The organism is uncultured Mesonia sp., assembly GCA_947499595.1.
GTDB classification, from domain to species: domain Bacteria; phylum Bacteroidota; class Bacteroidia; order Flavobacteriales; family Flavobacteriaceae; genus Mesonia; species Mesonia sediminis.
The window spans coordinates 426,975-451,884 of sequence record CANMOY010000001.1; the positions used below are offsets into that span (position 1 = coordinate 426,975).

Below are 24,910 nucleotides of genomic sequence, written 5' to 3' on the forward strand. Positions count from 1 at the left end.
AAATTTAAAAGCACCCGATAAGGATGCTTTTAAATTACTTAATATATTGAATTTTTTCAGCATCAACTAAGTTTTCAGAATCTGAGAAACCTTGTTCTTGCATCCAATCATCACTGTAGATTTTGCTCATATAGCGAGAGCCATGATCGGGAAAGATAATAACTACTTTGCTATTAGCATCAAAAATTCCTTCATCGGCCAATTGCTTAACTCCTTGAAAAGCGGCACCACTTGTGTACCCTACAAAAAGACCCTCGGTCTTAGAAATCATTCTGGCTGTGTGGGCGCTCTCTTCGTCAGAAACCTTTACAAAACGATCTATAACATCAAAATCTGTCGCTGTCGGAATCAAATTTTTACCTAAACCTTCAATACGGTACGGATAAATTTCATTTTCATCAAACTCACGCGTTTCGTGGTACTTTTTTAATACCGATCCGTAGGCATCTATACCTATAATTTGAATATTGGGATTTTGCTCTTTTAAAAATCTTGCGGTTCCAGAAATGGTTCCTCCTGTCCCACTACACGCCACCAAATGGGTTATTTCTCCTTCAGTTTGTTTCCATATTTCAGGACCAGTGGTGTTGTAATGCGCATCAATATTTAATTCATTAAAATATTGATTGATATAAACAGAACCTTTAATTTCTTGATGTAACCTTTTTGCTACCTCATAATACGATCTTGGGTCATCGGCACTTACGTGAGCTGGACAAACATATACTTTAGCTCCTAAGCTTTTAAGCATATCTATTTTATCTGCAGATGATTTTGAACTAACCGCTAAAATGCACTCGTACCCTTTGATCACCGAAACCATTGCAATACTAAATCCTGTATTACCCGATGTGGTTTCAATAATGGTATCTCCTGGTTTTAATATCCCTTTGCGCTCAGCTTCTTCGATAATATAAAGGGCTATTCTGTCTTTTGTTGAGTGACCGGGATTAAATGCTTCTACTTTGGCATAAAAATCTCCAGTTAAATCTTTAGTTATTCGGTTTAATTTAATGAGTGGTGTATTTCCTACTAGCTGTAAAGCGTCATTATAAACCTTTAAGTCTTCTTTCATAAAATGTGAAGTTCTTATTAACTTTCCTTTCGTGTTTTGATTCCAAAAAATTAAGGAATTCGCAAAACAAGGCAAATTTACATGTTTTTTTTTAATTATTGGTTAATTCCTTCCAAGTCTAATAAAAATGCATAGTCTTCGGCTAGCTCTTTTAAGCTTTCAAATCGCCCTGAAGCACCGCCGTGGCCTGTATCCATATTGGTGTTTAAAAATAATTTGGTCGCATTACGTTTATGGGTTCTTAACTTAGCAACCCATTTAGCGGGTTCCCAATATTGCACCTGAGAATCATGGTAACCTGTAGTGATCAACATATGCGGATAGTCCTGTTCTTTCACATTATCATAGGGTGAATAGTTTTTCATATAATCATAATACTCCTTTTTATTAGGGTTTCCCCACTCATCATACTCGCCAGTTGTTAATGGTATACTATCATCGAGCATTGTGGTTAACACATCTACAAAGGGTACCGCTGCAATAATACCGTGATACAATTTTGGAGCCATATTGGCCACCCCACCCATTAACATACCTCCTGCCGATCCGCCGTAAGCATAAAGGTGTTTTTCTGAAGTGTATTTATTGGCGATTAAGTGTTTTGAAACCGAAATAAAATCGGTAAAGGTATTCATTTTATGAAGTAACTTACCATTTTCATACCAATTACGCCCCATATACTCCCCGCCTCTTACATGGGCGATAGCATATACAAAACCACGATTTAATAAGCTTAAACGATTACTAGAAAAATAAGGGTCTGTGGTATGTCCATAACTTCCGTAAGCATATTGAAGTAATGGTGCACTGCCATCCCTTTTTAATCCTTTTTTATAAACTAAAGATATCGGAATTTTAGTCTCGTCATCGGCAATGGCCCAAATACGTTCTTCTATATAATTATCTTTATTAAAACTTTTATCCAAAACAGCTTGCTCTTTCATTAAAGTAGTTGTCTTTGCTTGCATGTTAAAATCAAAAACAGCCGCTGGTGAGGTCAAACTCGAATAACTATATCGAAGTACCGGGGTGTCAAAGTCTGGATTTGCTCCAGTATTTGCAGTGTATGTTTCTCCTTTTAAGGGCACATAAAAATCTTCCTGCTCGTCCCATCGCATCACTCTCAATTTGTTTAATCCTTGAAAACGCTCGGTTACCACTAAGTAATCTTTGAAAATATCTACATCTTCAAGCAAAACTTCTTCACGATGAGCAATAACTTCTTCCCAATAATCGTAACCTGTTTGTGTAATGGGTGTTCGCATTAATTTAAAATTGTAAGCCTCATCTTTATTGGTTAACAAATAAAAATGATCTCCAAAATGAGCCAAACCATATTCTACACCCCGTTTTCTTGGTGCGAATAGTTTAAATGAATCATTAGGGGTGTCGGCATTTAAAATACGGTACTCATCGCTTAAAGTGCTGCTACTCCCAATAACCAGATAGGCTTGTGATTTTGTTTTATAGATATAGGTGTTAAAAGTTTCATCGTCTTCTTGATAAACCAAAGCATCGTAATTTGGCGATGTACCTAATTCATGCTTGAAAATCTGATTTGATCGTAATGTTTTCTCATCTTTTCGGGTATAGTAAAGGGTTTTGTTGTCGTTGGCCCAAATTGATCCTCCGGTGGTAGATTCTATTTGACTGGGATAAACTTCTCCTGTAACTAAATCTTTCACGTATAGGGTGTATTTACGTCGGCTTACAGTGTCTACTCCATAAGCCACCAAATTGTTATTCGGACTTACATTTATGCCGGTCAAATGAAAATAACTATTCCCTTTTGCCATTTCATTGCAATTAAACAGCACTTCTTCATCTGCATCTAACTCGCCTAGCTTACGACAATATATAGGGTAATCACCTCCCTTCTCAAAGCGTACATAATACCAATATCCATTTTTTTTATACGGCACAGAAGCATCATCCTCTTTAATACGCGATTTCATTTCCTGAAATAACTTTTCTTGAAACGATGAAGTATGCTCAGTTTGCGTTTTATAGTACTCATTTTCGGCTTCAAGATAAGCTAACACATCTGGATGATCACGTTCATTCATCCAAAAATAATTATCAATACGTTCGTTCCCATGAATACTTAAAGTTTTAGCTATCTGTTTCGCTCGTGGCGGATTTATTTTCGTAGAGATCATATGCTATTTTTTAAACGCCGCAAAATTAAACTATCCCACGTATTTTATTAAATTCTTAATCATATTATTAGGTTAAATTTATTAATTTGCACCACATAAAAAAAGTAAGTTATGTTTGGAGATATGATGAATAAACTGCAGGAAACGCAGAAAAAAGTTGAAGAGACCAAGGAGCGTCTTAAAAATGTTAGTTTACAAGAGTCTACTACAGATGATTTGTTAAAGGTAACCATCTCTGCAGCTAGAGAAATTAAACAAATCGAAATTGCTGATGAATTAGTTGAAGACAAGGAGCAATTAGAAGATTATCTTATTCTTACGCTTAACAAGGCAATTCAAAAAGCAAACGATATGCACGAGGCCGAGATTGCTGCAGTAGCCAAACAAGGTATGCCTAATATTCCAGGAATGGATATGTTCAAATAATAAACTAGAAAACAAAAAAAGAGGCGCTTAGCGCCTCTTTTTCTTATTAAACCCTTGTATTCAAACTTTCGAGTTCTTGCAGAACAAACTCGTGCATCTCCTGGGTATAATCTAGGTGCGTTACTAAACGGAGTTTACCTTGGCCCATGGAACTAAGACCTATTTCTTTTTCTCTCATGGCTTGCAAAAAGGTTTGTTCAGGCATTGAGTTTTTTAGGTAAAAGATAACAATATTGGTTTCTACCGGTTCAACTCTAGCTACATAGCTAGCTTTTAACAGCAAAGCACCCAACTCTTTGGCTCGCCTATGGTCTTCTGCAAGTCGAGCTACGTGATGGTCTAATGCATAAGTTCCTGCAGCCGCCATATAACCTACCTGGCGCATACCTCCGCCTAAAACTTTACGTACTCGAATAGCATTTTTCATCCATTTTACATCGCCAACCAAAACCGAACCCATAGGCGCACCTAATCCTTTTGACAAACAAATTGAAATGGTGTCGAACAATTTCCCATACTCGGTTGGCTGTTGACCAGTGGCTACTAAGGCATTGAACAAGCGAGCGCCATCTAAGTGTAAACCTAATTGATGTTGATCGCAAACTTTTCTAATTTTTTTTATTTCATCTAGATCATAACAAGCACCTCCCCCTTTATTGGTAGTGTTTTCAAGACAGACCAAAGCGCTAAGTGGACTGTGATAAAAATCGGGTGGATTTATGCTTTCTTCTACTTGCTTGGCAGTGATCATTCCGCGATCGCCACCTATTAATTTACACGAAACTCCACTATTGAAAGCAACCCCTCCTCCTTCATAATTAAAAACATGGGCCCATTTATCACAAATAAGCTGTTCACCAGGTTGGGTATGTAATTTTATTGCGGCTTGATTGGCCATAGTGCCACTAGGAAAAAATAGAGCACAATCTTTATCAAAAAGTGCCGCCACTTTTTCTTCTAACTCATTTACGCTGTAATCTTCTTTATATACATCGTCTCCTACCCGAGCATTGAGCATGTATTCTAACATGTTAGGCGTTGGTCGGGTAACCGTGTCGCTTTTCAAATCTATTCGCATCGTTATTTTTAGTTAAAAGTAAGAATTGTGATGAAAACATTTTTAAAAAGCTTGGTAAATTTTAAATTTGAAAAAAAATAAATCCGTAAAGTCATGCAAATTACCCAAGACAACATAAAAGAACTCAATACACGTGTAACCGCCTTAAACCAATATCTTTGACTTAGATGCCAAAAGAATTGAAATAAGCAACCAAGAAGAAAAAACCTTTGCACCAGATTTTTGGGACAAACCCCAAGAAGCTCAAAAAGTGGTTCGAGCTTTAAATCAAGAAAAAAAATGGGTTCAAGATTTTGAAGAAATAAAAGAATTAACCGAAGAGTTAGAAATTTTATTTGAGTTCTATAAAGAAGGAGAAGCAAACCAAGATGAGTTACTTAAAAAATATGAGTTGAGTCTTGATAAAATTGAAACCTTAGAATTTAAAAATATGCTTTCTGATGAAGGCGATGATCTCACCGCTATATTGCAAATAACAGCAGGAGCAGGCGGAACAGAGAGTTGCGACTGGGCTTCAATGCTTATGCGGATGTATATAATGTGGGCAGAAAAGCACGGGTACAAAATTAAAGAGCTGAACCATCAAGATGGTGATGTAGCCGGAATAAAAACCGTTACTCTAGAAATTGAAGGCGACTTTGCCTTTGGTTGGCTCAAGGGTGAGAATGGTGTACATCGTTTAGTTCGTATTTCTCCCTTTGATAGTAATGCGAAAAGACATACTTCTTTTGCATCGGTTTACGTTTATCCGTTGGTAGATGATTCTATTGAAATTACCATTAATCCCGCCGATATTGAAATTACAACTGCACGTTCTAGTGGAGCAGGCGGACAAAATGTAAATAAGGTAGAAACCAAGGTGCAGCTGGTTCATCACCCCACGGGAATACAGATAAGTTGCTCAGAAACACGATCGCAACATGATAACCGTGAAAGAGCAATGCAAATGCTGAAATCACAATTGTATGAGCTTGAACTACAAAAACAGTTAGAGCAAAGAGAAGGTATTGAGGCTAGCAAGAAAAAAATTGAATGGGGTTCGCAGATTCGTAATTATGTAATGCACCCTTACAAACTGGTGAAAGATGTGCGAACGGGAGAGGAAACCGGAAATGTTGATGCGGTGATGAACGGTGACCTAGATGCCTTTCTAAAAGCATATCTTATGCTTATGGGGCAAAAAGAGAAATTGTAATAAAGCAAAATTCTTATTATATTCCCCCTATCAGACTTATATAATTTTTATAAAAAAAATAAAATGATTAAAATTTACCATAACCCTAGATGCAGTAAATCTCGAGAAGGCTTAGCCATTTTACAGGAATCTGGTCAAGATTTTCAAATTGTAAAATACCTAAACCAACCCCTTCGTGAAGAAGAAATTAAAGATCTTTTACAAGCTCTAGGTTGTGATCCTATCGACCTAATACGAACAAACGAAAAAATCTGGAAAGAAGAATTTAAAGGTAAAGAATTAAGTAAAGATCAAATTATCAAAGCAATGCATGATAACCCGAAACTAATTCAACGACCAATTGTTATGCAAAAAGACAAAGCGATAATTGCTAGACCACCAGAAAAAATAAAAGAATTTTTATAATTGTTTTAGTAAATTTTATGGACAAAACTTGTTAGCTTTAAGCGTTTAATATTTAAAATGTTTATGATGAAAAAGTATGCATTTTTTCTATTCTTCGGTTTATTAAGTCTTGGCTTACAAGCTCAGCATCATCTTTTATTAATGGAGGCTACTCCTAAGATAAAAAAAAAGGCCGATGCTGAGTCTAAAAAAATTGCTAAGCTCTTAGCTTTAGGTCCAGATGAACGCCTAATGGTTCGCAATGCTTTAATGGTACACGAAGTACAGAAGCAAAAAATTGAAAAAACTACTTGGAGTGCTGCACGAAAAAAAGCCATGTATGATAGGATTGACGCAACCCTGACGGGCGAATTTGCCAATATTCTCACGCGATATCAATTTAATTTTTTCATGCGCTATCAAGAAGATCAACGCCAAAAACTGCGCCAACAGCAAGGAGTTGAAAATGCCGATAAAATAAGAACCCAGGGACAAATGAATAAACTTTGACCAATGGAATTAACGGAGTTTTAACGAGCTAAGCGCCTGTATTTTATTAAATTACCATAAAAATTTAAATTATGAAAAATATTATTAGTTTATTACTAATTGGGTTTTTGGCATTTAATATGCAAGCGCAGCAAGTATTGGCAAGTGAAGTAACACCACAAATTGAGCAACAAGTTGAAAAGGAAGTACAAATCTTGAAAAACAAATTGGCGCTAACTGGGAAACAAGAAAGCCTCATAACTTTAAAACTTAAAAATTTTGGAGTTAGAGAACAAGAAATTATTAAGAGTTCAATTAGTCCAGAAGAAAAGAAAAAAGCCATATTGGCTTTAAAACAAAATGAAGTACTCGAAATGCGTAATATTCTAACCGATGCTCAGTACAACCAATATGTATCAATGATATTAGAAAAAAATAAAAAGTAAATTACTTAAATAGTTCATTTGCAAAATCATAAAGCCACTTCGAGTGGCTTTATGATTTTTTTATGAAAGTATAATTAAACCTTTCAATGCTTAAAAGGTCTTACACACATAAACAAAACAATAAACAGCTAATTGTAACTTCATGAAACTTCAAAAAAAATTACTAACCTTATTTGCTATAATAGCTTGTAGCTTAGGTTATGCACAAAAAAATTATCAGATTTCAGGAAAGGTAGTCGATAAGGATGCCGGGATACCACTAGAATATGCTACTATTACTCTTAAAGATACAAAAGGGAACCTACCCCCCCAAGGTGGTGTAACCGATTATGATGGTAATTTTAAGTTTGAGGTTAAAGAAGGTACTTATGATATAGTGGTTGAGTATATTTCTTTTGAACCCAAAAAATATAACAACCGTACCATTGATAAAGATACAAAAATGGGTACGGTAAGTTTAGGCCTTAAATCAGATTCGCTCGATGAGGTAGTCGTTCGCGCCGAGACTACCCAAGTAGATATTCGGTTAGATAAAAAAATATACAATATAGGTAAAGATCTTACTACCCAGGGAGCTACTGTAAGCGATGCATTAAATAACGTTCCTTCTGTATCTGTAGATGTTGAAGGGGGTATCAGCTTACGCGGAAATGAAAACGTTCGAATCTTAATTAATGGTAAACCATCGGCTATGGCCGGATTTGGAAATACCGATGTTTTTCAGCAACTACCTGCAGATGCGATTGAGCGTGTTGAGGTAACTACAAGCCCCTCTGCCCGCTACGATGCCGAAGGAAGTGCAGGTATTCTAAATATTATTTTGAAGAAAGAAAAAACCCTAGGTTTTAATGGATCAATCACAGCAAACGTAGGTTATCCAACAAATAGTAACCTATCGGCCAACGTAAACCTAAGAACCGATAAGTTTAATGTGTTTAATACCACGGGAGTTTACTATAGAGAATCACCAGGAAACGCCAACTTTAATAACCGATATTTTGGCGATGATGTAAGCGTAGATAACACACTAGAAGATAGAGAGTATGACCGTAGAAGAAAAGGAATCAATACCAATATTGGTATGGAATATTTTCTTACCGAAAGTTCATCTATAACTGGTAGCGCTTTTATGCGTTGGGGCGACGACAAAGACATTAGCACCAATAAAACTTCACGATTTTTCGAAAACAATTTAGTGAATAGAACCGAACGAAAAGAAATTGAAAAGGAAGAAGATGCTAGTTACCAGTTCTCATTAAATTATCAGAATAAATTTGATGATAAGGGCCATAAATTAACCGCCGATTTTCAATATTCTTTTGACAATGAAGATAAACCTACAAGTATTATAGAAAATATCTTAGAACCCAATGAAGATATTCTAGACCAAGAGAGAATCTTTGAAAACGAAAAACAAAATCAATTCTTAGCTCAAGTAGATTATGTGCTCCCTATGGGGGAAGCACAATTTGAAGCGGGTTACCGAGGAACTTTTGAAAACACCGATACAGATTATAATTTAGAGCGTTTTAATTTTGACACCAATCAATTCGAAATTGACAAAGGATTAACCAACTTATTCAAATATACCGAGAATGTAAACGCCATTTACACACAATACGGAAATAAATTTGGTGACTTTTCATTCTTGCTTGGCTTGCGTTTAGAGCATACCTTATTAAAAGGAGAAGTTTTTTCTGAGTTTGGCGACGAACAAGCCTTAGAAGAAGCGCTAGGAATAAACGTAGATACCAATTTTGAAAAAGATTATCTAGAGTTATTCCCTACCATTAATCTTATTTATGAATTAGGGGAAAATGAAAACATATCTTTAGGTTATAACCGTAGGATTAACAGACCGCGCGGTTGGTTTATCAACCCCTTCCCTTCTCGTTCTAGTAGAACCAATATTTTTCAAGGTAATCCTGATTTAGATCCAGCTTTTTCAGATGCTTTCGATTTAGGTTACCTTAAGCAATGGGATAAACTTACGTTAACTTCTTCTGTATATTACCAACGCGAAACTGGAGCATTCAACAGAATTCAGGAAGAAACGGGCGAAACTACTCAAGACGGAGTAAAAATTATTCGAACACTACCAATTAATCTATCAACCGAACAGCGCTTTGGTGGAGAGTTAGGCGTAATATACAATCCAGAAAGATGGTTGAGATTAAATGGAAGTTTTAATTTATTTGCATCCGATACAAAAGGAGATTTTAATGGAGTAAATTATGATGCCAAAAACACCAGCTGGTTTGCGCGTTTTAGCTCTAAAGTTACCTTACCTGCGAATATAGAATGGCAAACTACAGGGTTTTATTTTGGTCCCAGAGAAACAGCAATTATCGAAACCGATGGTATCTTTAGTCTAAATTTGGCCTTTAGTAAAGAAATCATCAAAGACAAAGCTACACTTTCTTTAAATGTTAGCGATTTACTCAATAGTCGCAAAAGAAGGTCTTTCACCAACACCCAAGAAAATAGTTTAGATACAAATTATTTCACATCTGATTCTGAATTTCAATGGAGGGAAAGACAAATTACCTTAGGTTTAATTTACCGATTCAATCAGCCTAAAAACGGGCGCAGAAACGGTCAACGTAACTCAGGTGGAATGGATATGGACGAGGAGGGCGGATTTTAAGTTTCCAACTTTCTAAAAAACATAAAACCCCTTAGCAAAACTAAGGGGTTTATTATTTTCATTGGTATTTCATCACGTACCATAAAAAAAGCTTGTCTTTTTAAAAGACAAGCTCATTGATATAAAATAAAGATTTTTAGAGCGATTTACTCCTCAATCATTTCTCTGTTTTTCCTTGCTTCTTTTTTCTCTTTAAAACGCTCTAGAAGAGAACCTCCTATCCAATAAGGTACTACAAAAGTTAATAAAAATAGCATTAACCAAAAACCGATTAAACCAATAACCGCAAACGCTAAAAAACCTAACCACTGGTCGAATTCGAACATCATAATTTCTAAATTTCAAGAATTTTTTCAAAGATACATATAATTACAAATTATTTCCAACAAAAAGTTAAAAAATAAATAGACCTGCTAATTTTGGCATCAACCCAAATATAGTAGGTTTGATTATCCACAAAATGAGTCTAATTATATTGAGCAAAACTGGTTCAATTATAAAAGTTTAAGCATTCTACAAAACTTTGTCTATTTGTCAAGCTTAAAGGCTTTATTTAAAAAAACAAAGGTAAATCAAGTCTGAATTGATTAAATTTGTGCTGCAAAATTCAAAATACTTCCAAATGAAATACAGAATCGAAAAAGACACGATGGGCGAAGTGCAAGTACCCGCAGATAAACTTTGGGGAGCACAAACAGAGCGCTCAAGAAATAATTTTAAAATTGGCGCACCTGCATCAATGCCATTAGAAATTATATATGGTTTTGCTTATCTAAAAAAAGCCGCTGCCTACACCAACGCAGAAGCTGGTGTTTTATCAGAAGAAAAAAGAGATTTAATTGCTCAAGTATGTGATGAAATTTTAGCAGGAAAACACGACAATCAATTCCCTTTAGTTATTTGGCAAACTGGATCGGGAACGCAAAGCAACATGAATGTAAACGAGGTAATTGCTAATAGAGCACATCAATTGGCCGGTAAAACTATAGGTGAAGGTGAGAAAACACTGCAGCCAAATGATGATGTTAACAAATCTCAATCTTCGAATGATACCTTCCCCACAGGGATGCATATTGCCGCTTATAAAAAAATTATAGAGGTAACCCTACCTGGTATCAAACAATTACGCGACACTTTAAATGCAAAAGCAGAAGAGTTTAAAAAAGTTGTAAAGATTGGTAGAACTCATTTTATGGATGCTACCCCCCTAACACTAGGGCAAGAATTTAGCGGTTACGTTTCTCAACTGGACCATGGTTTAAAAGCATTGAATAATAGCCTGTCACATTTAGGTGAATTAGCTTTAGGTGGTACTGCGGTTGGTACCGGATTAAATACACCTAAAAACTATGCTGAAAAGGTAGCTCAATACATCGCCGATTTTACCGAATTACCGTTTACTTCGGCTGAAAATAAATTTGAGGCCTTAGCAGCTCATGATGCATTCGTAGAAACACACGGTGCATTAAGACAATTGGCCGTTTCATTAAACAAAATTGGCAACGATATTAGAATGTTAGCTTCGGGACCTCGAAGTGGAATTGGCGAGATCAATATCCCAGCTAATGAGCCAGGTTCTTCAATCATGCCAGGCAAAGTAAACCCTACCCAATGTGAGGCGTTAACAATGGTATGTTCTCAAGTAATTGGTAACGATGTGGCAATGAGCGTTGGCGGTATGCAAGGTCAATTTGAGCTGAATGTCTTTAAACCTGTTATGGCGACTAACTTGTTAGAAAGCGCTCAATTATTGGGAGATGCTTGTGTTTCTTTTGAAGAACATTGCGTTAGTGGCATCACGCCAAACCAAGCAAGAATAGATGAGCTATTACAAAATAGCTTAATGCTGGTAACAGCCCTTAATACAAAAATTGGTTACTATAAAGCTGCAGAAATTGCCAATACCGCCCACAAAAATGGCACAACACTTAAAGAAGAAGCCATTAATTTAGGATATACCACAGCCGAAGAGTTTGACGCTTGGGTAAAACCGGAAGATATGGTTGGAGAAATATAATCCAATAGTGAGCAGGACTTTTTCACTTTTGGAAAAAGTATTTATTAGCTAAACTAATAAAAAATACCGCTGAAATTTTCAGCGGTATTTTTTATTAAAGTTAAGTGTTTGAGACATATTTAAGTCCAACAATGGAAAGCACTAGCGTACTAATAAAAAAGATACGCCAAAAATCTATAGGCTCTTTAAAATAAAAAATTCCTACAAATACCGTCCCAACAGCGCCTATACCTGTCCAAACTGCATAGGCAGTACCTATTGGTAATTCTTGTGTTGCTTTTATTAATAATAGCATGCTTAAGCACAAGCAAATAACAAAACTTCCATACCAATATATGGCCTCGTTACCACTACTTTGTTGTGCCTTGCCTAAAGACGAAGCAAAACCCACCTCGAACAAGCCACCTAGAATTAAAAATATCCAACTCACTTATTGATATTATTTTTTATAGAACTTTTTATACTTCCGGTAAGCAAAATGGCCTAAAATGAGCCAAGCTACGAAAGCACCAATTATAAATTGATAACTAATAATTTGATCTCCGCTGGCATAAGAATGTAATCCTGTAAGATAAAAATTAACACCAAAATAAGTCATTAAAATAGAACCGAACGCGAGTACAGCCACCCAGTTAAATATAAATCTACCGCGCAAACCAGGAACCAAGCGCATATGTATTACAAAGGCGTAAACCATAATACTTATCAAAGCCCAAGTCTCCTTAGGATCCCAACCCCAATATCTACCCCAGCTTTCATTGGCCCATTGACCACCTAAAAAGTTACCAATGGTCAATAATACTAAGCCTACGGTAAGTGCTAACTCATTAATAATCGTTATTTCCTCTATATTTATGCCTAATTTCTTACGGTTGTTTTCGTTGGTAAAAATCATTAACAAGAGGGCCACCAAACCTAAAATCATACCCAAGGTAAATGGACCGTAACTGGCGACAATTACCGCCACGTGAATCATCAACCAATAAGAATCTAATACAGGTTGTAAATTAGCTATACTTGGGTCTAACCAGTTTAAATTGGCGACCATTAAAATCATTGCAGTAACAAATGTCGTTGAAGCAGTAGTTAAATCGCTCTTTCGGCCCCAAGCCAAGCCAAAAAACATGGTTGCCCAGGCTACATAAATTATACTCTCATAAGCATCAGACCACGGAGCATGACCCGAAACGTACCAACGGGCTATTAAGCCAGCGGTATGAAGCAAAAACAATAAAACAATTACAACTTTAGATACGGTTATGAGTACTGGTAAAGCCTTATGTTTTTTGAAAATTGCAATTACCACAAATAGAAACATCGCCATACCTGCAATCATATACATCCAGAACAAGTTCCTAAATACATCATATTTATTATAAAGTACCTCTGCTTTAATTTTATTTTCGGAGGGTAATACCTCTGATCCGAATTTTTTCTGAAACCCTACTAAACTCTCTAAAACTTCATTAGCTTTGGAGTAATCTTTGGTTTTCTTAGCCACTTGAATGGTTTGCATATAAAGGGGCAATATATTGGTAACATACAAGCTATCTACCCCAGTAAACATGCCTTCACCTTTAATAGCCTCTGGGTAAGAAACCCATTTATTATTTTCTGCATTGGGTATCGGAAAAATACGTAATATCCTGCCTTCTAAGGCACTATATAATAAATTTACTTTTTCATCGGCAGCGATGTAATCTTTTTGAAATTGGTTTTTAACGCTAGCGCGATAGGCTTCTTCTAAAAAAGGAGCTAATTTATAGTTACCTCTTGCATCAAAAAATTGTGCTAAACGTACATGAGAGGCACCTTCTTCTATTCCTATTACGTGATGCAAGCTATCGTTTTTGGCTTTTATAGCTATTAGAGGAACATTATACCATAAAGCTGGGTTCTCGGTCATGGAGAAAAACACTTGATCTGGATTTAGACCTTCATAATTGTTGCTTTTACTGAGTTTCCTAAGCAATTCTGAAGAAAAAGTGTTTACAGGTTTCATCCTACCACCCGCATCCTGAATTACTAAATGCCCGAATTTATCGGCGTGCTCTTTAGAAACTTGTGTAGCTTTTAAGATAGAGTCAATTCGCTTTTTAGGCATCATAGCTTCTAACATATCCATATGGCTATGTTCTTCGTTGGGCGGTGTAGCCTCAGCAGCTGCTTGTGCTATACTATCTAAATCTGCCTCGTGGTGCGTATGATTTTCTTGTGCCCATGAGGTTAAACCAAATAGCAAAGCGATTATGGTTATTTTAGCCTTTTTGGCTTTTAACTTCTCTAATCTTTTAGTTAACTCTCCAAAACGAGATCCTGGTTCAAACAATAAAATCATCATGGCTAAATAAAGCAGGAAGTAACCGATATAGGTAATCCAAGTTCCCCACCAATCATGGTTCACTGACAAAATGGTGCCTTTTTCATCTGGATTAAATGAAGCTTGGAAAAAGCGATACCCTTCATAGTCGAGCACATGGTTCATATAAATATCATAATCAAATCTTTCGTCCTCACCTATCACTTCTACCTTACTTTTAAAAGAAGCATAACTAGGAGTTGGATTATCCTCAGTACCCGGATGTTTTTCAGCAATAAAATCATTCAGCTTAAGCGAAAAAGGCAACTGATATTCTTTGCTTCCATAACGCAAATAAACCTCTAAATCACCAATTTCTAGTTTTTTATAATCGTTCAGGTAACCCTTACCCCCTAATAACTTAATCTCTTTGGTTTCACCTTGGGTACTTACATTTAAAACCACACCATCTTGTTGGTTATCTACTCTTTTTTCTGAGGCTTTAACATCATACTTTCCTTTTACCATGGGATCCGGAAAAACAAACTGCATTCCCGCCATCTGGTATAATGAACGCATCATAAGCGGCTGTACAGAATCTACTACAACTTTTCCTTGCTTCTGGTCGGCCATGCGCATATAAGTCCCCTCAAAAGGAGTTGAGATGCTTTGTTGTTGATCATTGATAATGATGTTAATGGCTCCGTCGGTAGGCTTGTTCAACGTAAAAAGTACATTATGAATTGAGGTAATTTCGCCCTCTTCTAAATAATGATCGTGTCGATCGCCACCTCCAGCTTCAACTATTTTTAAGTAATTCTTACCATTTTCATCCTCAATGAGCCCTTCTTCGGCACCGTGAATGAAATCTGTCACTGCAAACTCAATATGCTGACCTTTAAAATCGGTACTCAATGTTTGCTTATTATCTACCTTCGGGGCTAAAGTCAAAGGTAAATTAACGGTTCGTCTAAGATGCTCTCCTTCTACCTCACCATCTACTAAGACAGAAAGATAGGTTTTTTCAGATAACATTATATTACTTGTCTCGCCTTCACGAATGGGCATTACACCTTCATAACCAATATACCTTGTTACCCCGGCTCCAATTATTATCAAAATAAAAGAGAGGTGTAGCAGTAGCGTATTTAATTTTTCTTTTCGTAGCAAGCGATAACGCTTAATATTACCGATAAAATTCAAGGCAAAAATCAGCATCATAGCTTCAAACCACCAAGCATTGTAAATCCATGCTCGAGCTGTAGCAGTAGAATATGAATTTTCAACAAAAGTACCTACAGCCATGGCTACAGAAAATGCGATAAAGAGGAAGGCCATTGTACGTGTAGAAAAAAGAATTTTGGCCAGTTTATTTTGCATAGCAGTCATTTTTTTATAAACACTGCAAATTTACCACCTTTAAAGTTATTTTTACTGCTTTTTTCATAACTTATTGTAGGCATTATTTTAATTTTTTAATGCAAGAAACTTTTAATATTTTAGCCCCATGCTTGAAATTTGCATCATAGGAACGGGAAGAGTTGGAAGTCAACTTGTTAGGGTTTTATCGCACACAAATAGCGTAAAAATCACGCAGATTTACAACCGAACAAAAACAAAACTAAAGGCTTTTGAATCTATTGCTCCTACCACTTCTGAAATTAGCGATTTAAAAAGTGCCGATTTAGCCTTAATAGCGGTAAAAGACGATGCCATTGCTCCACTTATTTCTAGTATTGCCTCTATTTTTCCTACCATCGCACATACATCGGGTAGCTTAGGGTTGCAAAAGCACGGGCAAAATAATGCTGTATTCTATCCGCTGCAAAGTTTTAGTCAAAAAGAAATCGACTTTAATCAAGTACCACTATGTTTAGAAGCTGATAATCGTGAAACTTTTGATACCATTGAAAATCTGGCAAAAAAAATAAGCACCCAGGTTTATAGCGTAACAACAGAGCAACGTAAATATTTGCATCTAGCGGCTGTTTTTGCCAATAATTTCACGAATCAAATGTATGCTATGGCTCAAAAAATTTGCCAGGCGAATAATTTAGATTTCGAAATATTGCATCCGTTAATTCAAGAAACAGCGACAAAGATTAAAACTACGCCTGCTATAGAAGCACAAACCGGACCTGCTCTTAGACAAGATACTCAAACCATGCAAAGACACTTAAAACTTTTAAGCACACCAGAAGAAAAAGAAATTTATAGCCTGCTTTCACGGGCCATTCAAAACACGCATAAATTATGAACTACAAAGAAATTTTAAATCATATTCAAGCCTTTATTTTAGACGTAGATGGCGTACTTACCAATGGTACTGTACATATTGCTCACGACGGTGAATTGCTAAGGAGCATGAATATAAAAGACGGTTATGCATTAAAGAGAGCAATAGATGCCGGTTATCAAGTTTGTATAATTTCTGGTGGTAAAAATGAGGCAGTTAAGAAAAGGCTAAATGGTTTGGGCATTAAACAAGTTTATCTAGGAATTGAGAATAAAGTAGAGGTGTTAGAACAATTAGCAAAAGAATATAAACTGAACTTAAATCAAATGGCTTATATGGGCGATGACATACCCGATGTATCTCCTATGCAACGCGTAGGCTTACCAACTTGCCCACAAGATGCAGTACCCGAGGTAAAATCCATTGCAAAATATATTTCTCATAAAAATGGCGGCCAAGGATGCGTACGCGACTTAATTGAACAGGTAATGAAGGTACAAAACAAATGGATTAAAATTGACCAACATGCCAATTAAAGCTTTTTTCAACCTCATTCGTTGGCCCAATTTATTGTTAATTGCCTCGTGTTTATTTATTATTAAGTTCAGCTTATTTTCTATAGAAGCATACCCTGTAGCTATTACGCTAAATTGGTTCGGATATAGCCTTTTAATCGCTTCTTCCGTATTTATTGCTGCGGCCGGTAATATAATTAATGATATACAAGATGTTGTTGCCGATAAAGTAAATAAACCCAAACACGTAATCGTGGGGCGTTTAATTTCTGAGAAAACCGCATTCAATTGGTTTCTGCTTTTTAATGTTCTCGGGATTCTGTTAGGATTTTATTTAGCTAATCTTATTGGCAAACCCATATTTACCATGCTCTTTATTGGTAGTTCGGGCTTGCTTTACTTATATGCCACTACGTTAAAATCGTATTTGTTAATTGGCAATATCTTAATAAGCGCCCTGGTAGCTCTGGTCTTTATTTTACCGGCTATTTTCGATTTAATGCCGGCTATAACTCCTCAAAACCAAAGTTTACAAAAATTTTTCTTCTCTATATTAACAGATTACGCAGTCTTTGCTTTTGTCGTTAACCTAATCAGAGAAATCGTAAAAGACCAAGAAGACATAGCAGGTGATCATAAAATGAAGTTTAAAACTTTACCTTTGGTATTGGGCAAACAACGAACCAATATAATATTGTTTGCATTGGGATGTCTCGCAGTAGTTGGTTTGGTATATTATGTGCTAACTTATTTTTATGAAAATACACTTGTTTTAACCTACAGCCTTATTGGCCTAGTTTTGCCGCTTTTACTTTTTGTAGTTAAGGTTCCTTCTGCCAACTCAAAAAAGGATTTTAGACAACTGAGTTTACTGCTCAAAATAACCATGGGCTTAGGTGTTTTATCTTTATTACTTTACGGATTTATACACAACAGCTAATGGCTAATTTAAGTTTACAACAAAAACTAAAAGATAGGCAAATAATATTGGCCTCGGGATCACCACGCCGACAAGCGCTTTTAACCGATTTAGGTCTACCTTACCGGATTGAATTAAAACCCGTAGAAGAGATATTTCCAGATCATCTTCCACCAAAAGAGGCTGCAGAATACTTAGCAAAATTAAAAGCAAATGCTTTTGACCATTTAAAAGATTCAGAGATCCTAATTACTGGAGATACTGTAGTAGCCATCGATCAGTTAATATTAGGAAAACCCAAAGATAAAGAAGAGGCTATCAAAATGTTAGAATTACTTTCGGGTCGTAAACATCAAGTTATTTCTTCTGTTTTTCTTAAATCAAACCAAAAATCATGCTGTTTTTCTGCCATGACACAGGTAAATTTTAAATCGCTTACGTCCGTAGAAATTGAATTTTACGTGAATACTTTTAAACCTTTTGATAAAGCGGGAGCATACGGTATTCAAGAATGGATAGGACAAATAGGTATTACAGGTATAGAAGGCTCTTATTATACTGTTTTAGGTTTACCGGTACATTTACTTTATAAAAACTTGTTGCAATTTTAATTGTTAGCGAAGTATTAATTCTATTTTGTAGTTGAACTGAATGCAATACCTTTGGTTAAATGATTAACGGCATGCACAACTATATTAACACCTACCAAAGAGAGCTTTTTATAACCCTTGGTATTCTTATCTTTTTAGGAATATTAAAATACTTATTCAACAAGGCTACGCATAAAATTTACCAAAAAGAGGCGATCCATCAGGCTCGTTTTAGACTTATTATTCGCTATATCAATGTGTTCATTGTTTTTTTAGCCATCTTCTTATTGATGGTTGCTTGGGGTGTTAAGATCCAAGAGATTTCGTTGTTGTTCTCGTCTATTTTTGCAGTTATTGGTATTGCGCTTTTTGCTATTTGGTCTATTTTAAGCAATATCACTTCGGGTATAATTATGTTTTTCTCCTTTCCTTACCGCATTGGTGATCGCATCAAAATTCACGATAAAGATTTTATTGCTGAACCCGCAATTATTGAAGATATAAAAGCTTTTCATCTTTACCTAAGACTCGAGAACGGCGAATTGATTACGTATCCAAATAACTTGATTTTACAAAAACCGGTTTCGCTCATTCAAAAAGACGCGTTACTCGATAAAAACAATTCCGATTTTGTGGATTAACCAGCTACACCCAAGGTTTTTTGGTAAAACTGAAACATAGCTTCCATATCGGGTCTTCCCTTCATTCGGCCTAAACGCCCACCAAAGTATAAAACCACCCAAAAGAATACGATGAGTATCATTAAAAAAACCTGCCAAAAATAAGAGTTACCTAGATTGTACTGGGTGTAAGCCCATACTAATAAACCCAAAAAGGCGGTAGCCAGTATGAGATGAGCAAACATAAAAAGTGTCCAAACCGAAGGATTGGGACCAAAAAAACCGTGAATTGAGGTTTTTTCTTCATCTTTATTAAGTTCTAAATGCAATTGCGGTGACCAAAAATGCTGTTCTTTTTTAGGTAATTTAATAAAAACATGTTCATCAAAATACACAATTTTATAACGAGATTGTTTAGTTTTTTGCTCAACAAACCGTTTAATCACCTCCTCCAGCGGTAATTTTATCGTCTCTTTAAATCGAGGACGTAAAACAATTTGGTTGTTTAACTCCATAGGCTTCTGTAATAAAAGCGAAAAAATAGTATATTCGAGCAAAAAAAACGCTATGAAACAAGGCAAACTTTGTTTATTGGTCTTTTTACTATTGCTAAGTAAAAGCTTTGCGCAATACCAATCTGCTTTAAATTCGTCCGAAATATATCAAAAAATACAACAACTTAACGTATTAGGCAGTGTTTTATACATTGCAGCACATCCCGATGATGAAAATACCGCTTTAATAAGTTATTTTGCTAATCATAAAAAAGTGCAAACGGCATACCTATCGCTCACTCGAGGTGACGGTGGGCAAAACTTGATTGGTCCTGAACTTCGAGAAAAATTAGGCTTAATTCGTACCCAAGAATTAATTGCTGCGCGTTCCATTGATGGCGGACAGCAGTTTTTCTCAAGGGCAAATGATTTTGGTTATTCAAAAACACCCGAAGAAACTTTTTCCTTTTGGAACAAACCCGAAATTTTACACGATGTGGTATTAGCCATTAGAAGGTTTAAACCCGATATTATTATCAATCGTTTTGACCACCGTACATCAGGCACCACTCACGGTCACCATACGGCCTCGGCAATTTTGAGTTTAGAAGCGGTAAAAAAAGCTGCAGACCCACACTATAAATTAAAATCTAGTTTTAATTTTCCGACTTGGCATGTGAAACGCGTATTTTTTAATACTTCTTGGTGGTTTTATGGAAGCCAAGAAAAATTTGATGCAGCTGATAAATCGAATATGATTAAACTTGATAAAGGATTATATTCATCCATTACAGGGAAATCTAATACAGAGATTGCATCACAAAGCCGAAGTCAGCACAAATCTCAAGGATTTGGAAACACACCTATTCGAGGTCAGCAACCCGAATACCTTGAACTGGTTTATGGTAAGCCCTTGCAGTCAAACGATATTTTTGAGGATATAAATACGCATTGGTCAGGTTTAGAAAATGGGAAATCGGTTCAAAAACAACTCGATAAAATCATTCAAAATTATGATTTCACCGCCCCTGAAAAAAGTATTGAAGCATTAATAGACCTAAGAAAAAAAATTAAAACGGTAAAAAACAAACATTGGAAAGATATAAAATTAAAAGCTTTAGATAATATTATTGCCGCTTGTGCAGGGCTATATTTAGAGAATGTAACCCAAAAGGCATTGGCTACACCACAAGACAAACTTAATTTACGATTTGAGGTTACACAACGAAGCGGTTCTCCGCTTACCCTTGAAAAGTTTTGGATTAAAGGTTTGGGGGTAAATCAAACCTTAAATCATCAACTAAGCACCAACCAACCCTTTCATACTACGGTAAGCGCCAAGATACCCGCAAAAACGGCCTATAGTAACCCTTATTGGCTAAATAAAAAGCCATCCCTTGGGTTGTATAAAGTTCCGAATGACTCTTTAATCGGTTTACCCGAAACAAATGCAGCTTTTGAAGTGACTTATCAATTTAAAATTAAACAGGAGACAATTCAATACAAAGTTCCTGTACTTTATAAATACAATGATCCAATTGCAGGCGAAGTTTTTGAACCTTTTTATGTTGTGCCGCCTATTAGTATAGGCTTACCTAATAAACAGCTTATTTTTGCCGAAAATACACCTAAGGACATACAAGTTGAATTAAAGGCTTTTCGCAAAGATATAACGGGCGAACTTATCTTTGATTTACCCGAAAACTGGAAATATACCAGCGAAAATAAAAATCTTCATTTTAAAGAAAAGGGTGAAATCAAAACCGTAAAACTACGCGTATTTCCTCCAAAGCATTCCGCGCAAGCGCAATTAAAGATATCATTTAAGCACCAAAATAAAAATTATCCCTACACGGTTTCGTTTATCGATTATCCGCATATTCCTAAACAAGTCTTGTTAGAACCAGCCGAATTGAAGCTTAATCGTTTAGATTTAAAAACAAAAGCTGAAAAAATAGCCTATCTTGTTGGTGCTGGCGATGCCGTACCCGAAGCTTTAAAAGTAATGAATTATAAGGTTGATCTGTTACATTTAGATCAGCTTACAAGCGCGCAAAAACTTGAGCAATATGATGCTATTCTATTGGGGATTAGAGCATTTAATGTTTTACCCGAATTAAAATTTAAAAATTATTGGTTATTTGATTATGTAAAAAACGGTGGTAACTTAATTGTGCAATACAACACTAGCCGCGGATTAGTGACCGAGGAATTAGCACCTTATCCGCTGCAATTAAGTAGAGATCGAGTAACCGATGAAAATGCCAAAGTAACTTTTATCGATAAAAACCATCCGGTTTTAAATACCCCCAATGTCTTAGAAAAAAGTGATTTTGACAACTGGGTACAAGAACGCGGATTATACTTCCCCAATACTTGGTCTGATCGTTTTACGCCAATTCTTAGTATGGGAGACCCCAACGAGTCGCAAACACAGGGTGCTTTATTGGTAGCACCTTATGGTAAGGGCTATTATATTTATACCGGTTTGAGTTTATTTAGAGAACTGCCTGCTGGAGTGCCCGGTGCCTACAGATTATTAGCTAATTTAATTGCCTTAGAAAATGAAGAAAACTAAACCTAAATATGTTTGGAAACAAAAATATAGTTTATTGCTGCTTGCAAATTTGCTATACGTAATCCTATTTTATGTTTTTATGAAATCTTTTAGTTAGTATGCATCCATTAGATATAACCGTACTGGTAGGTACTTTAGCTTTTATCGTACTTTTTGGTTATTTTAAAACCAAAGGCAGTAAAAATGTAAATGATTATCTAAAGGGAGGAAATCAAGCACGCTGGTGGACGGTAGGCCTTTCGGTGATGGCAACACAAGCCAGTGCCATAACTTTTTTGTCTACTCCTGGTCAAGCTTTTCACAGCGGGATGGGTTTTGTGCAGTTCTATTTGGGTTTACCCCTTGCCATGGTAATTATAAGTATGGTTTTCGTGCCACTTTACCATCGTTTAAAGGTGTATACCGCCTATGAATTTTTAGAAAGTAGATTCGATTTAAAAACACGTAGCCTTACCGCAGGCCTGTTTTTAATTCAGCGCAGTCTGGCTGCAGGTATCACCATTTATGCCCCATCTATTGTATTGTCTGCTGTAATGGGTTGGGATTTATATACCCTTAACATCATTATTGGTATTTTGGTAATTCTATATACAGTTTCTGGTGGAACCAAAGCAGTTTCGGTAACCCAAAAACAACAAATGGGAGTGATTTTTATTGGTATGTTCACTGCTTTCTTTTTACTGATAGATTATTTACCAAATGCTGTTGGATTTTCACAAGCCCTTGATATTGCTGGAGCTGCTGGAAAACTTGAGGTGCTCGACTTTTCTTTTGATTTTGAAAACCGGTACACCTTATGGTCGGGCCTTATTGGTGGAACCTTCTTGGCACTATCCTATTTTGGAACAGATCAAAGCCAAGTACAACGCTACCTAACGGCTAATTCTGTAAAACAGAGTCAAATGGGACTTATTTTTAATGGGTTTTTAAAAGTACCTATGCAGTTTTTCATTTTGTTGGTAGGTGTTTTTGTTTTTGTGTTCTATCAATTCAACCCTACCCCTTTAAACTTTAATCCAGCTGCCGAAGAAGCGGTATTGCAATCAAGTCAAGGTCCACAATATAATCAGTTAAAAGCAGAGCTAAAAGCTATAGAACAAGAAAAAGCCCAAGTAGCCCTTGCCCTTTCGCAGGATGAAAAGCATTTTGGTCAGAATAAATTGGTTTTTAATGAATTGCTTAGCGAGGAAAAAGACATACGCCAACGTGCTAATGCTTTAATAAAAGCTAGTGACGAAAAATTACAAACCAACGATAAAGATTATGTTTTCATACATTTTATTCTTCATAACCTCCCCAAAGGCTTAATTGGCCTGCTACTGGCCGTTATTTTATCGGCTGCCATGTCTTCTACGGCGTCTGAGCTAAATGCTTTGGCCTCTACCACGGTAATCGACTTATACAAACGCAACATAAAAACAGAAAAAAGCGATAAGCATTACCTCCTAGCCTCAAAATTATTTACATTATTTTGGGGGATTTTTGCTATAAGTGTAGCTTGCACAGCCGATTTGTTTGATAACTTAATTCAATTGGTCAATATTATCGGATCTATTTTTTATGGAAACGTATTGGGAATATTTCTATTGGCTTTCTTTGTTAATTATGTGCAGAGTAAAGCAACCTTTATCGCTGCAATCATAACCCAAATTATAGTGTTGATTGGCTGGTACCTCGATTGGATGCCTTATTTATGGCTCAACCTATTTGGAGCGGCGCTAGTAGTAGGATTGGCCATTCTTTTACAAACCACCATAAAACAAAAAACAAACTAAGTTAAAGAACTTAGTTTGTTTTTATTATTTCAGGAAGGCTTATCCTTACATAGCTCCCCATTCTTTTAAAGAATCGGTATTCATCTTTATATAATCGGCATTACCTGCTTTTCTAGCACCCGCTAAAGAAGCTTTGGCTGATTCGATTGCTTGCTCTTTAAGGCCCGCTTTGGCTTCAATTAAAGATTTCTTGCGTAAAACCCAAAAAGGAGCTTTTCCGTTTTGCATTTCTACAGATTTACCAATCCAAGTAAGAGCTTGTTTGATATCATTACCCGACTCATAATAGTAATTCGCAGCTGCATAATAATCATTAGCCGTAGGTCCGTTTAAGGTCTTCTCTATGTTTTTCATGGTTAATTCTTGGGTAGGAAGTTGCACAGGTAATTTTACCATTGTGTTTTCCCAATGCATCACCAAGTTTCCTCCATCATTGTGCAAGTCGCTAAAGTAAATTGTAAAAGTTTCTTGTGTGTTGGCTGTTTTGTGTGTTTCGGCTTTTAAGCTTGCCACCACCTTGCTCTCATCCCAATTTTGTGGTAACCCCCAATTACTGGTATCGTTGTACAGATAGATTTCCCAATATTTTTTATGTGGAGTTACATAGATAGCATAACTACCCGGTTTTAATTCGGTACCGTTAAAGTTGACCATAGTGTTAAAGCTAATGACCGTATTTTGATTAGCTCCAGCTCGCCACATCTTACCATAAGGCACTAAATTTCCAAATACCTCTCTATCGCGCATCGAGGGTCTTGAGTAATCAATATTAAATTCGGTTAAACCTACATTTTGTTTTAGGCTACTCTTTGGGCTTGGCTGAGGGGTTTGCAACTGGGCATGACCTTGAAAACTAAGCAAAATAGCGGTTGCTAGTAAAAATAATTTTTTCATCTTTTTTATTTTTTAGTTATAACTACAATAATACTCAAATCAGCGCTTTTTTTTGATTATTTTTTAATGATATC

The 24,910-nt window shown here is 36.1% G+C and carries 22 protein-coding genes; 14 read left to right on the plus strand and 8 right to left on the minus strand.

The window, feature by feature from the left end; translation table 11 throughout:
* Positions 1 to 34: 34 nt before the first annotated feature.
* Both ACH2AZ_RS01860 and ACH2AZ_RS01865 read right to left on the minus strand, forming a co-directional pair.
* On the minus strand, positions 35 to 1,075 hold the full coding sequence (locus tag ACH2AZ_RS01860) for a PLP-dependent cysteine synthase family protein (RefSeq protein ID WP_394906384.1): 1,041 nt from the start codon (positions 1,073 to 1,075) through the stop codon (positions 35 to 37).
* A 95-nt stretch (positions 1,076 to 1,170) separates the two neighbouring features.
* Complete coding sequence (locus ACH2AZ_RS01865; protein WP_394906385.1) at positions 1,171 to 3,234, minus strand: S9 family peptidase; 2,064 nt, start codon at positions 3,232 to 3,234, stop codon at positions 1,171 to 1,173.
* Between the two features lie 111 nt (positions 3,235 to 3,345).
* Between ACH2AZ_RS01865 and ACH2AZ_RS01870 the strand changes: the two genes are divergently transcribed.
* Positions 3,346 to 3,660 carry a YbaB/EbfC family nucleoid-associated protein gene (locus ACH2AZ_RS01870; RefSeq protein WP_394906386.1) on the plus strand — a complete coding sequence of 105 codons (315 nt, stop codon included), beginning with the start codon at positions 3,346 to 3,348 and terminating at the stop codon, positions 3,658 to 3,660.
* Positions 3,661 to 3,706: 46 nt separating this feature from the next.
* On the opposite strand, the gene ACH2AZ_RS01875 is transcribed toward ACH2AZ_RS01870, so the two are convergent.
* Complete coding sequence (locus ACH2AZ_RS01875; protein ID WP_394906387.1) at positions 3,707 to 4,738, minus strand: threonine aldolase family protein; 1,032 nt, start codon at positions 4,736 to 4,738, stop codon at positions 3,707 to 3,709.
* Positions 4,739 to 4,831: 93 nt separating this feature from the next.
* Here ACH2AZ_RS01875 and prfB point away from each other — a divergent pair.
* The 5 genes from prfB to ACH2AZ_RS01900 all read left to right on the plus strand — a co-directional run bounded on the left by prfB (position 4,832) and on the right by ACH2AZ_RS01900 (position 9,899).
* Positions 4,832 to 5,933, plus strand: a protein-coding gene (gene prfB, locus ACH2AZ_RS01880; RefSeq protein WP_394906388.1) for a peptide chain release factor 2 whose coding sequence is annotated in 2 segments (ribosomal slippage) — positions 4,832 to 4,897 and positions 4,899 to 5,933 — 1,101 coding nt in all. Because the reading frame shifts where the segments join, the coding sequence is not laid out codon by codon here.
* A gap of 63 nt (positions 5,934 to 5,996) precedes the next feature.
* Entirely contained in the window at positions 5,997 to 6,338 is a 342-nt protein-coding gene (gene arsC, locus ACH2AZ_RS01885; protein ID WP_394906389.1) for an arsenate reductase (glutaredoxin), read from the plus strand.
* Between the two features lie 63 nt (positions 6,339 to 6,401).
* Complete coding sequence (locus ACH2AZ_RS01890; protein WP_394906390.1) at positions 6,402 to 6,827, plus strand: hypothetical protein; 426 nt, start codon at positions 6,402 to 6,404, stop codon at positions 6,825 to 6,827.
* 71 nt (positions 6,828 to 6,898) lie between these two features.
* Positions 6,899 to 7,252 carry a hypothetical protein gene (locus ACH2AZ_RS01895; protein WP_394906391.1) on the plus strand — a complete coding sequence of 118 codons (354 nt, stop codon included), beginning with the start codon at positions 6,899 to 6,901 and terminating at the stop codon, positions 7,250 to 7,252.
* Between the two features lie 142 nt (positions 7,253 to 7,394).
* On the plus strand, positions 7,395 to 9,899 hold the full coding sequence (locus tag ACH2AZ_RS01900) for a TonB-dependent receptor domain-containing protein (RefSeq protein WP_394906392.1): 2,505 nt from the start codon (positions 7,395 to 7,397) through the stop codon (positions 9,897 to 9,899).
* Positions 9,900 to 10,045: 146 nt separating this feature from the next.
* On the opposite strand, the gene ACH2AZ_RS01905 is transcribed toward ACH2AZ_RS01900, so the two are convergent.
* Complete coding sequence (locus tag ACH2AZ_RS01905) at positions 10,046 to 10,225, minus strand: hypothetical protein (protein ID WP_147862718.1); 180 nt, start codon at positions 10,223 to 10,225, stop codon at positions 10,046 to 10,048.
* Positions 10,226 to 10,521: 296 nt separating this feature from the next.
* Between ACH2AZ_RS01905 and fumC the strand changes: the two genes are divergently transcribed.
* Positions 10,522 to 11,916, plus strand: coding sequence for a class II fumarate hydratase (fumC, locus tag ACH2AZ_RS01910; protein ID WP_394906393.1), 1,395 nt, complete (start codon positions 10,522 to 10,524; stop codon positions 11,914 to 11,916).
* Between the two features lie 100 nt (positions 11,917 to 12,016).
* Here fumC and ACH2AZ_RS01915 read toward each other — a convergent pair whose 3' ends face one another.
* Complete coding sequence (locus tag ACH2AZ_RS01915; protein WP_394906394.1) at positions 12,017 to 12,346, minus strand: DMT family transporter; 330 nt, start codon at positions 12,344 to 12,346, stop codon at positions 12,017 to 12,019.
* A 9-nt stretch (positions 12,347 to 12,355) separates the two neighbouring features.
* Entirely contained in the window at positions 12,356 to 15,595 is a 3,240-nt protein-coding gene (gene ccsA / locus ACH2AZ_RS01920; protein ID WP_394906395.1) for a cytochrome c biogenesis protein CcsA, read from the minus strand.
* A gap of 127 nt (positions 15,596 to 15,722) precedes the next feature.
* Between ccsA and ACH2AZ_RS01925 the strand changes: the two genes are divergently transcribed.
* From ACH2AZ_RS01925 to ACH2AZ_RS01945, 5 genes are all read left to right on the plus strand, one after another.
* A complete protein-coding gene (locus ACH2AZ_RS01925; RefSeq protein ID WP_394906396.1) occupies positions 15,723 to 16,472 on the plus strand; it encodes a Rossmann-like and DUF2520 domain-containing protein in 750 nt (249 codons plus the stop codon).
* On the plus strand, positions 16,469 to 16,987 hold the full coding sequence (locus tag ACH2AZ_RS01930; protein WP_394906397.1) for a KdsC family phosphatase: 519 nt from the start codon (positions 16,469 to 16,471) through the stop codon (positions 16,985 to 16,987). Before ACH2AZ_RS01925 ends, ACH2AZ_RS01930 begins: the two co-directional genes overlap by 4 nt.
* On the plus strand, positions 16,977 to 17,906 hold the full coding sequence (locus ACH2AZ_RS01935) for a geranylgeranylglycerol-phosphate geranylgeranyltransferase (protein WP_394906398.1): 930 nt from the start codon (positions 16,977 to 16,979) through the stop codon (positions 17,904 to 17,906). Before ACH2AZ_RS01930 ends, ACH2AZ_RS01935 begins: the two co-directional genes overlap by 11 nt.
* Positions 17,906 to 18,496: a Maf family nucleotide pyrophosphatase gene (locus ACH2AZ_RS01940; protein WP_394906399.1), complete on the plus strand. Its 591-nt coding sequence runs from the start codon at positions 17,906 to 17,908 to the stop codon at positions 18,494 to 18,496. Before ACH2AZ_RS01935 ends, ACH2AZ_RS01940 begins: the two co-directional genes overlap by 1 nt.
* Before the next feature lie 71 nt (positions 18,497 to 18,567).
* Complete coding sequence (locus tag ACH2AZ_RS01945; protein ID WP_394906400.1) at positions 18,568 to 19,116, plus strand: mechanosensitive ion channel domain-containing protein; 549 nt, start codon at positions 18,568 to 18,570, stop codon at positions 19,114 to 19,116.
* Here ACH2AZ_RS01945 and ACH2AZ_RS01950 read toward each other — a convergent pair.
* Complete coding sequence (locus ACH2AZ_RS01950; protein ID WP_394906401.1) at positions 19,113 to 19,610, minus strand: GTP-binding protein; 498 nt, start codon at positions 19,608 to 19,610, stop codon at positions 19,113 to 19,115. The genes ACH2AZ_RS01945 and ACH2AZ_RS01950 overlap by 4 nt on opposite strands.
* 52 nt (positions 19,611 to 19,662) lie before the next feature.
* Here ACH2AZ_RS01950 and ACH2AZ_RS01955 point away from each other — a divergent pair, with 52 nt between their 5' ends.
* Positions 19,663 to 22,167, plus strand: coding sequence for a PIG-L family deacetylase (locus tag ACH2AZ_RS01955; RefSeq protein ID WP_394906402.1), 2,505 nt, complete (start codon positions 19,663 to 19,665; stop codon positions 22,165 to 22,167).
* 98 nt (positions 22,168 to 22,265) lie between these two features.
* A complete protein-coding gene (locus ACH2AZ_RS01960) occupies positions 22,266 to 23,942 on the plus strand; it encodes a sodium:solute symporter (RefSeq protein ID WP_394906403.1) in 1,677 nt (558 codons plus the stop codon).
* 45 nt (positions 23,943 to 23,987) lie between these two features.
* On the opposite strand, the gene ACH2AZ_RS01965 is transcribed toward ACH2AZ_RS01960, so the two are convergent.
* Positions 23,988 to 24,836 (minus strand): DUF2911 domain-containing protein, encoded by an 849-nt coding sequence (locus ACH2AZ_RS01965; protein WP_394906404.1) that lies wholly within the window; start codon positions 24,834 to 24,836, stop codon positions 23,988 to 23,990.
* Positions 24,837 to 24,910: the final 74 nt, after the last annotated feature.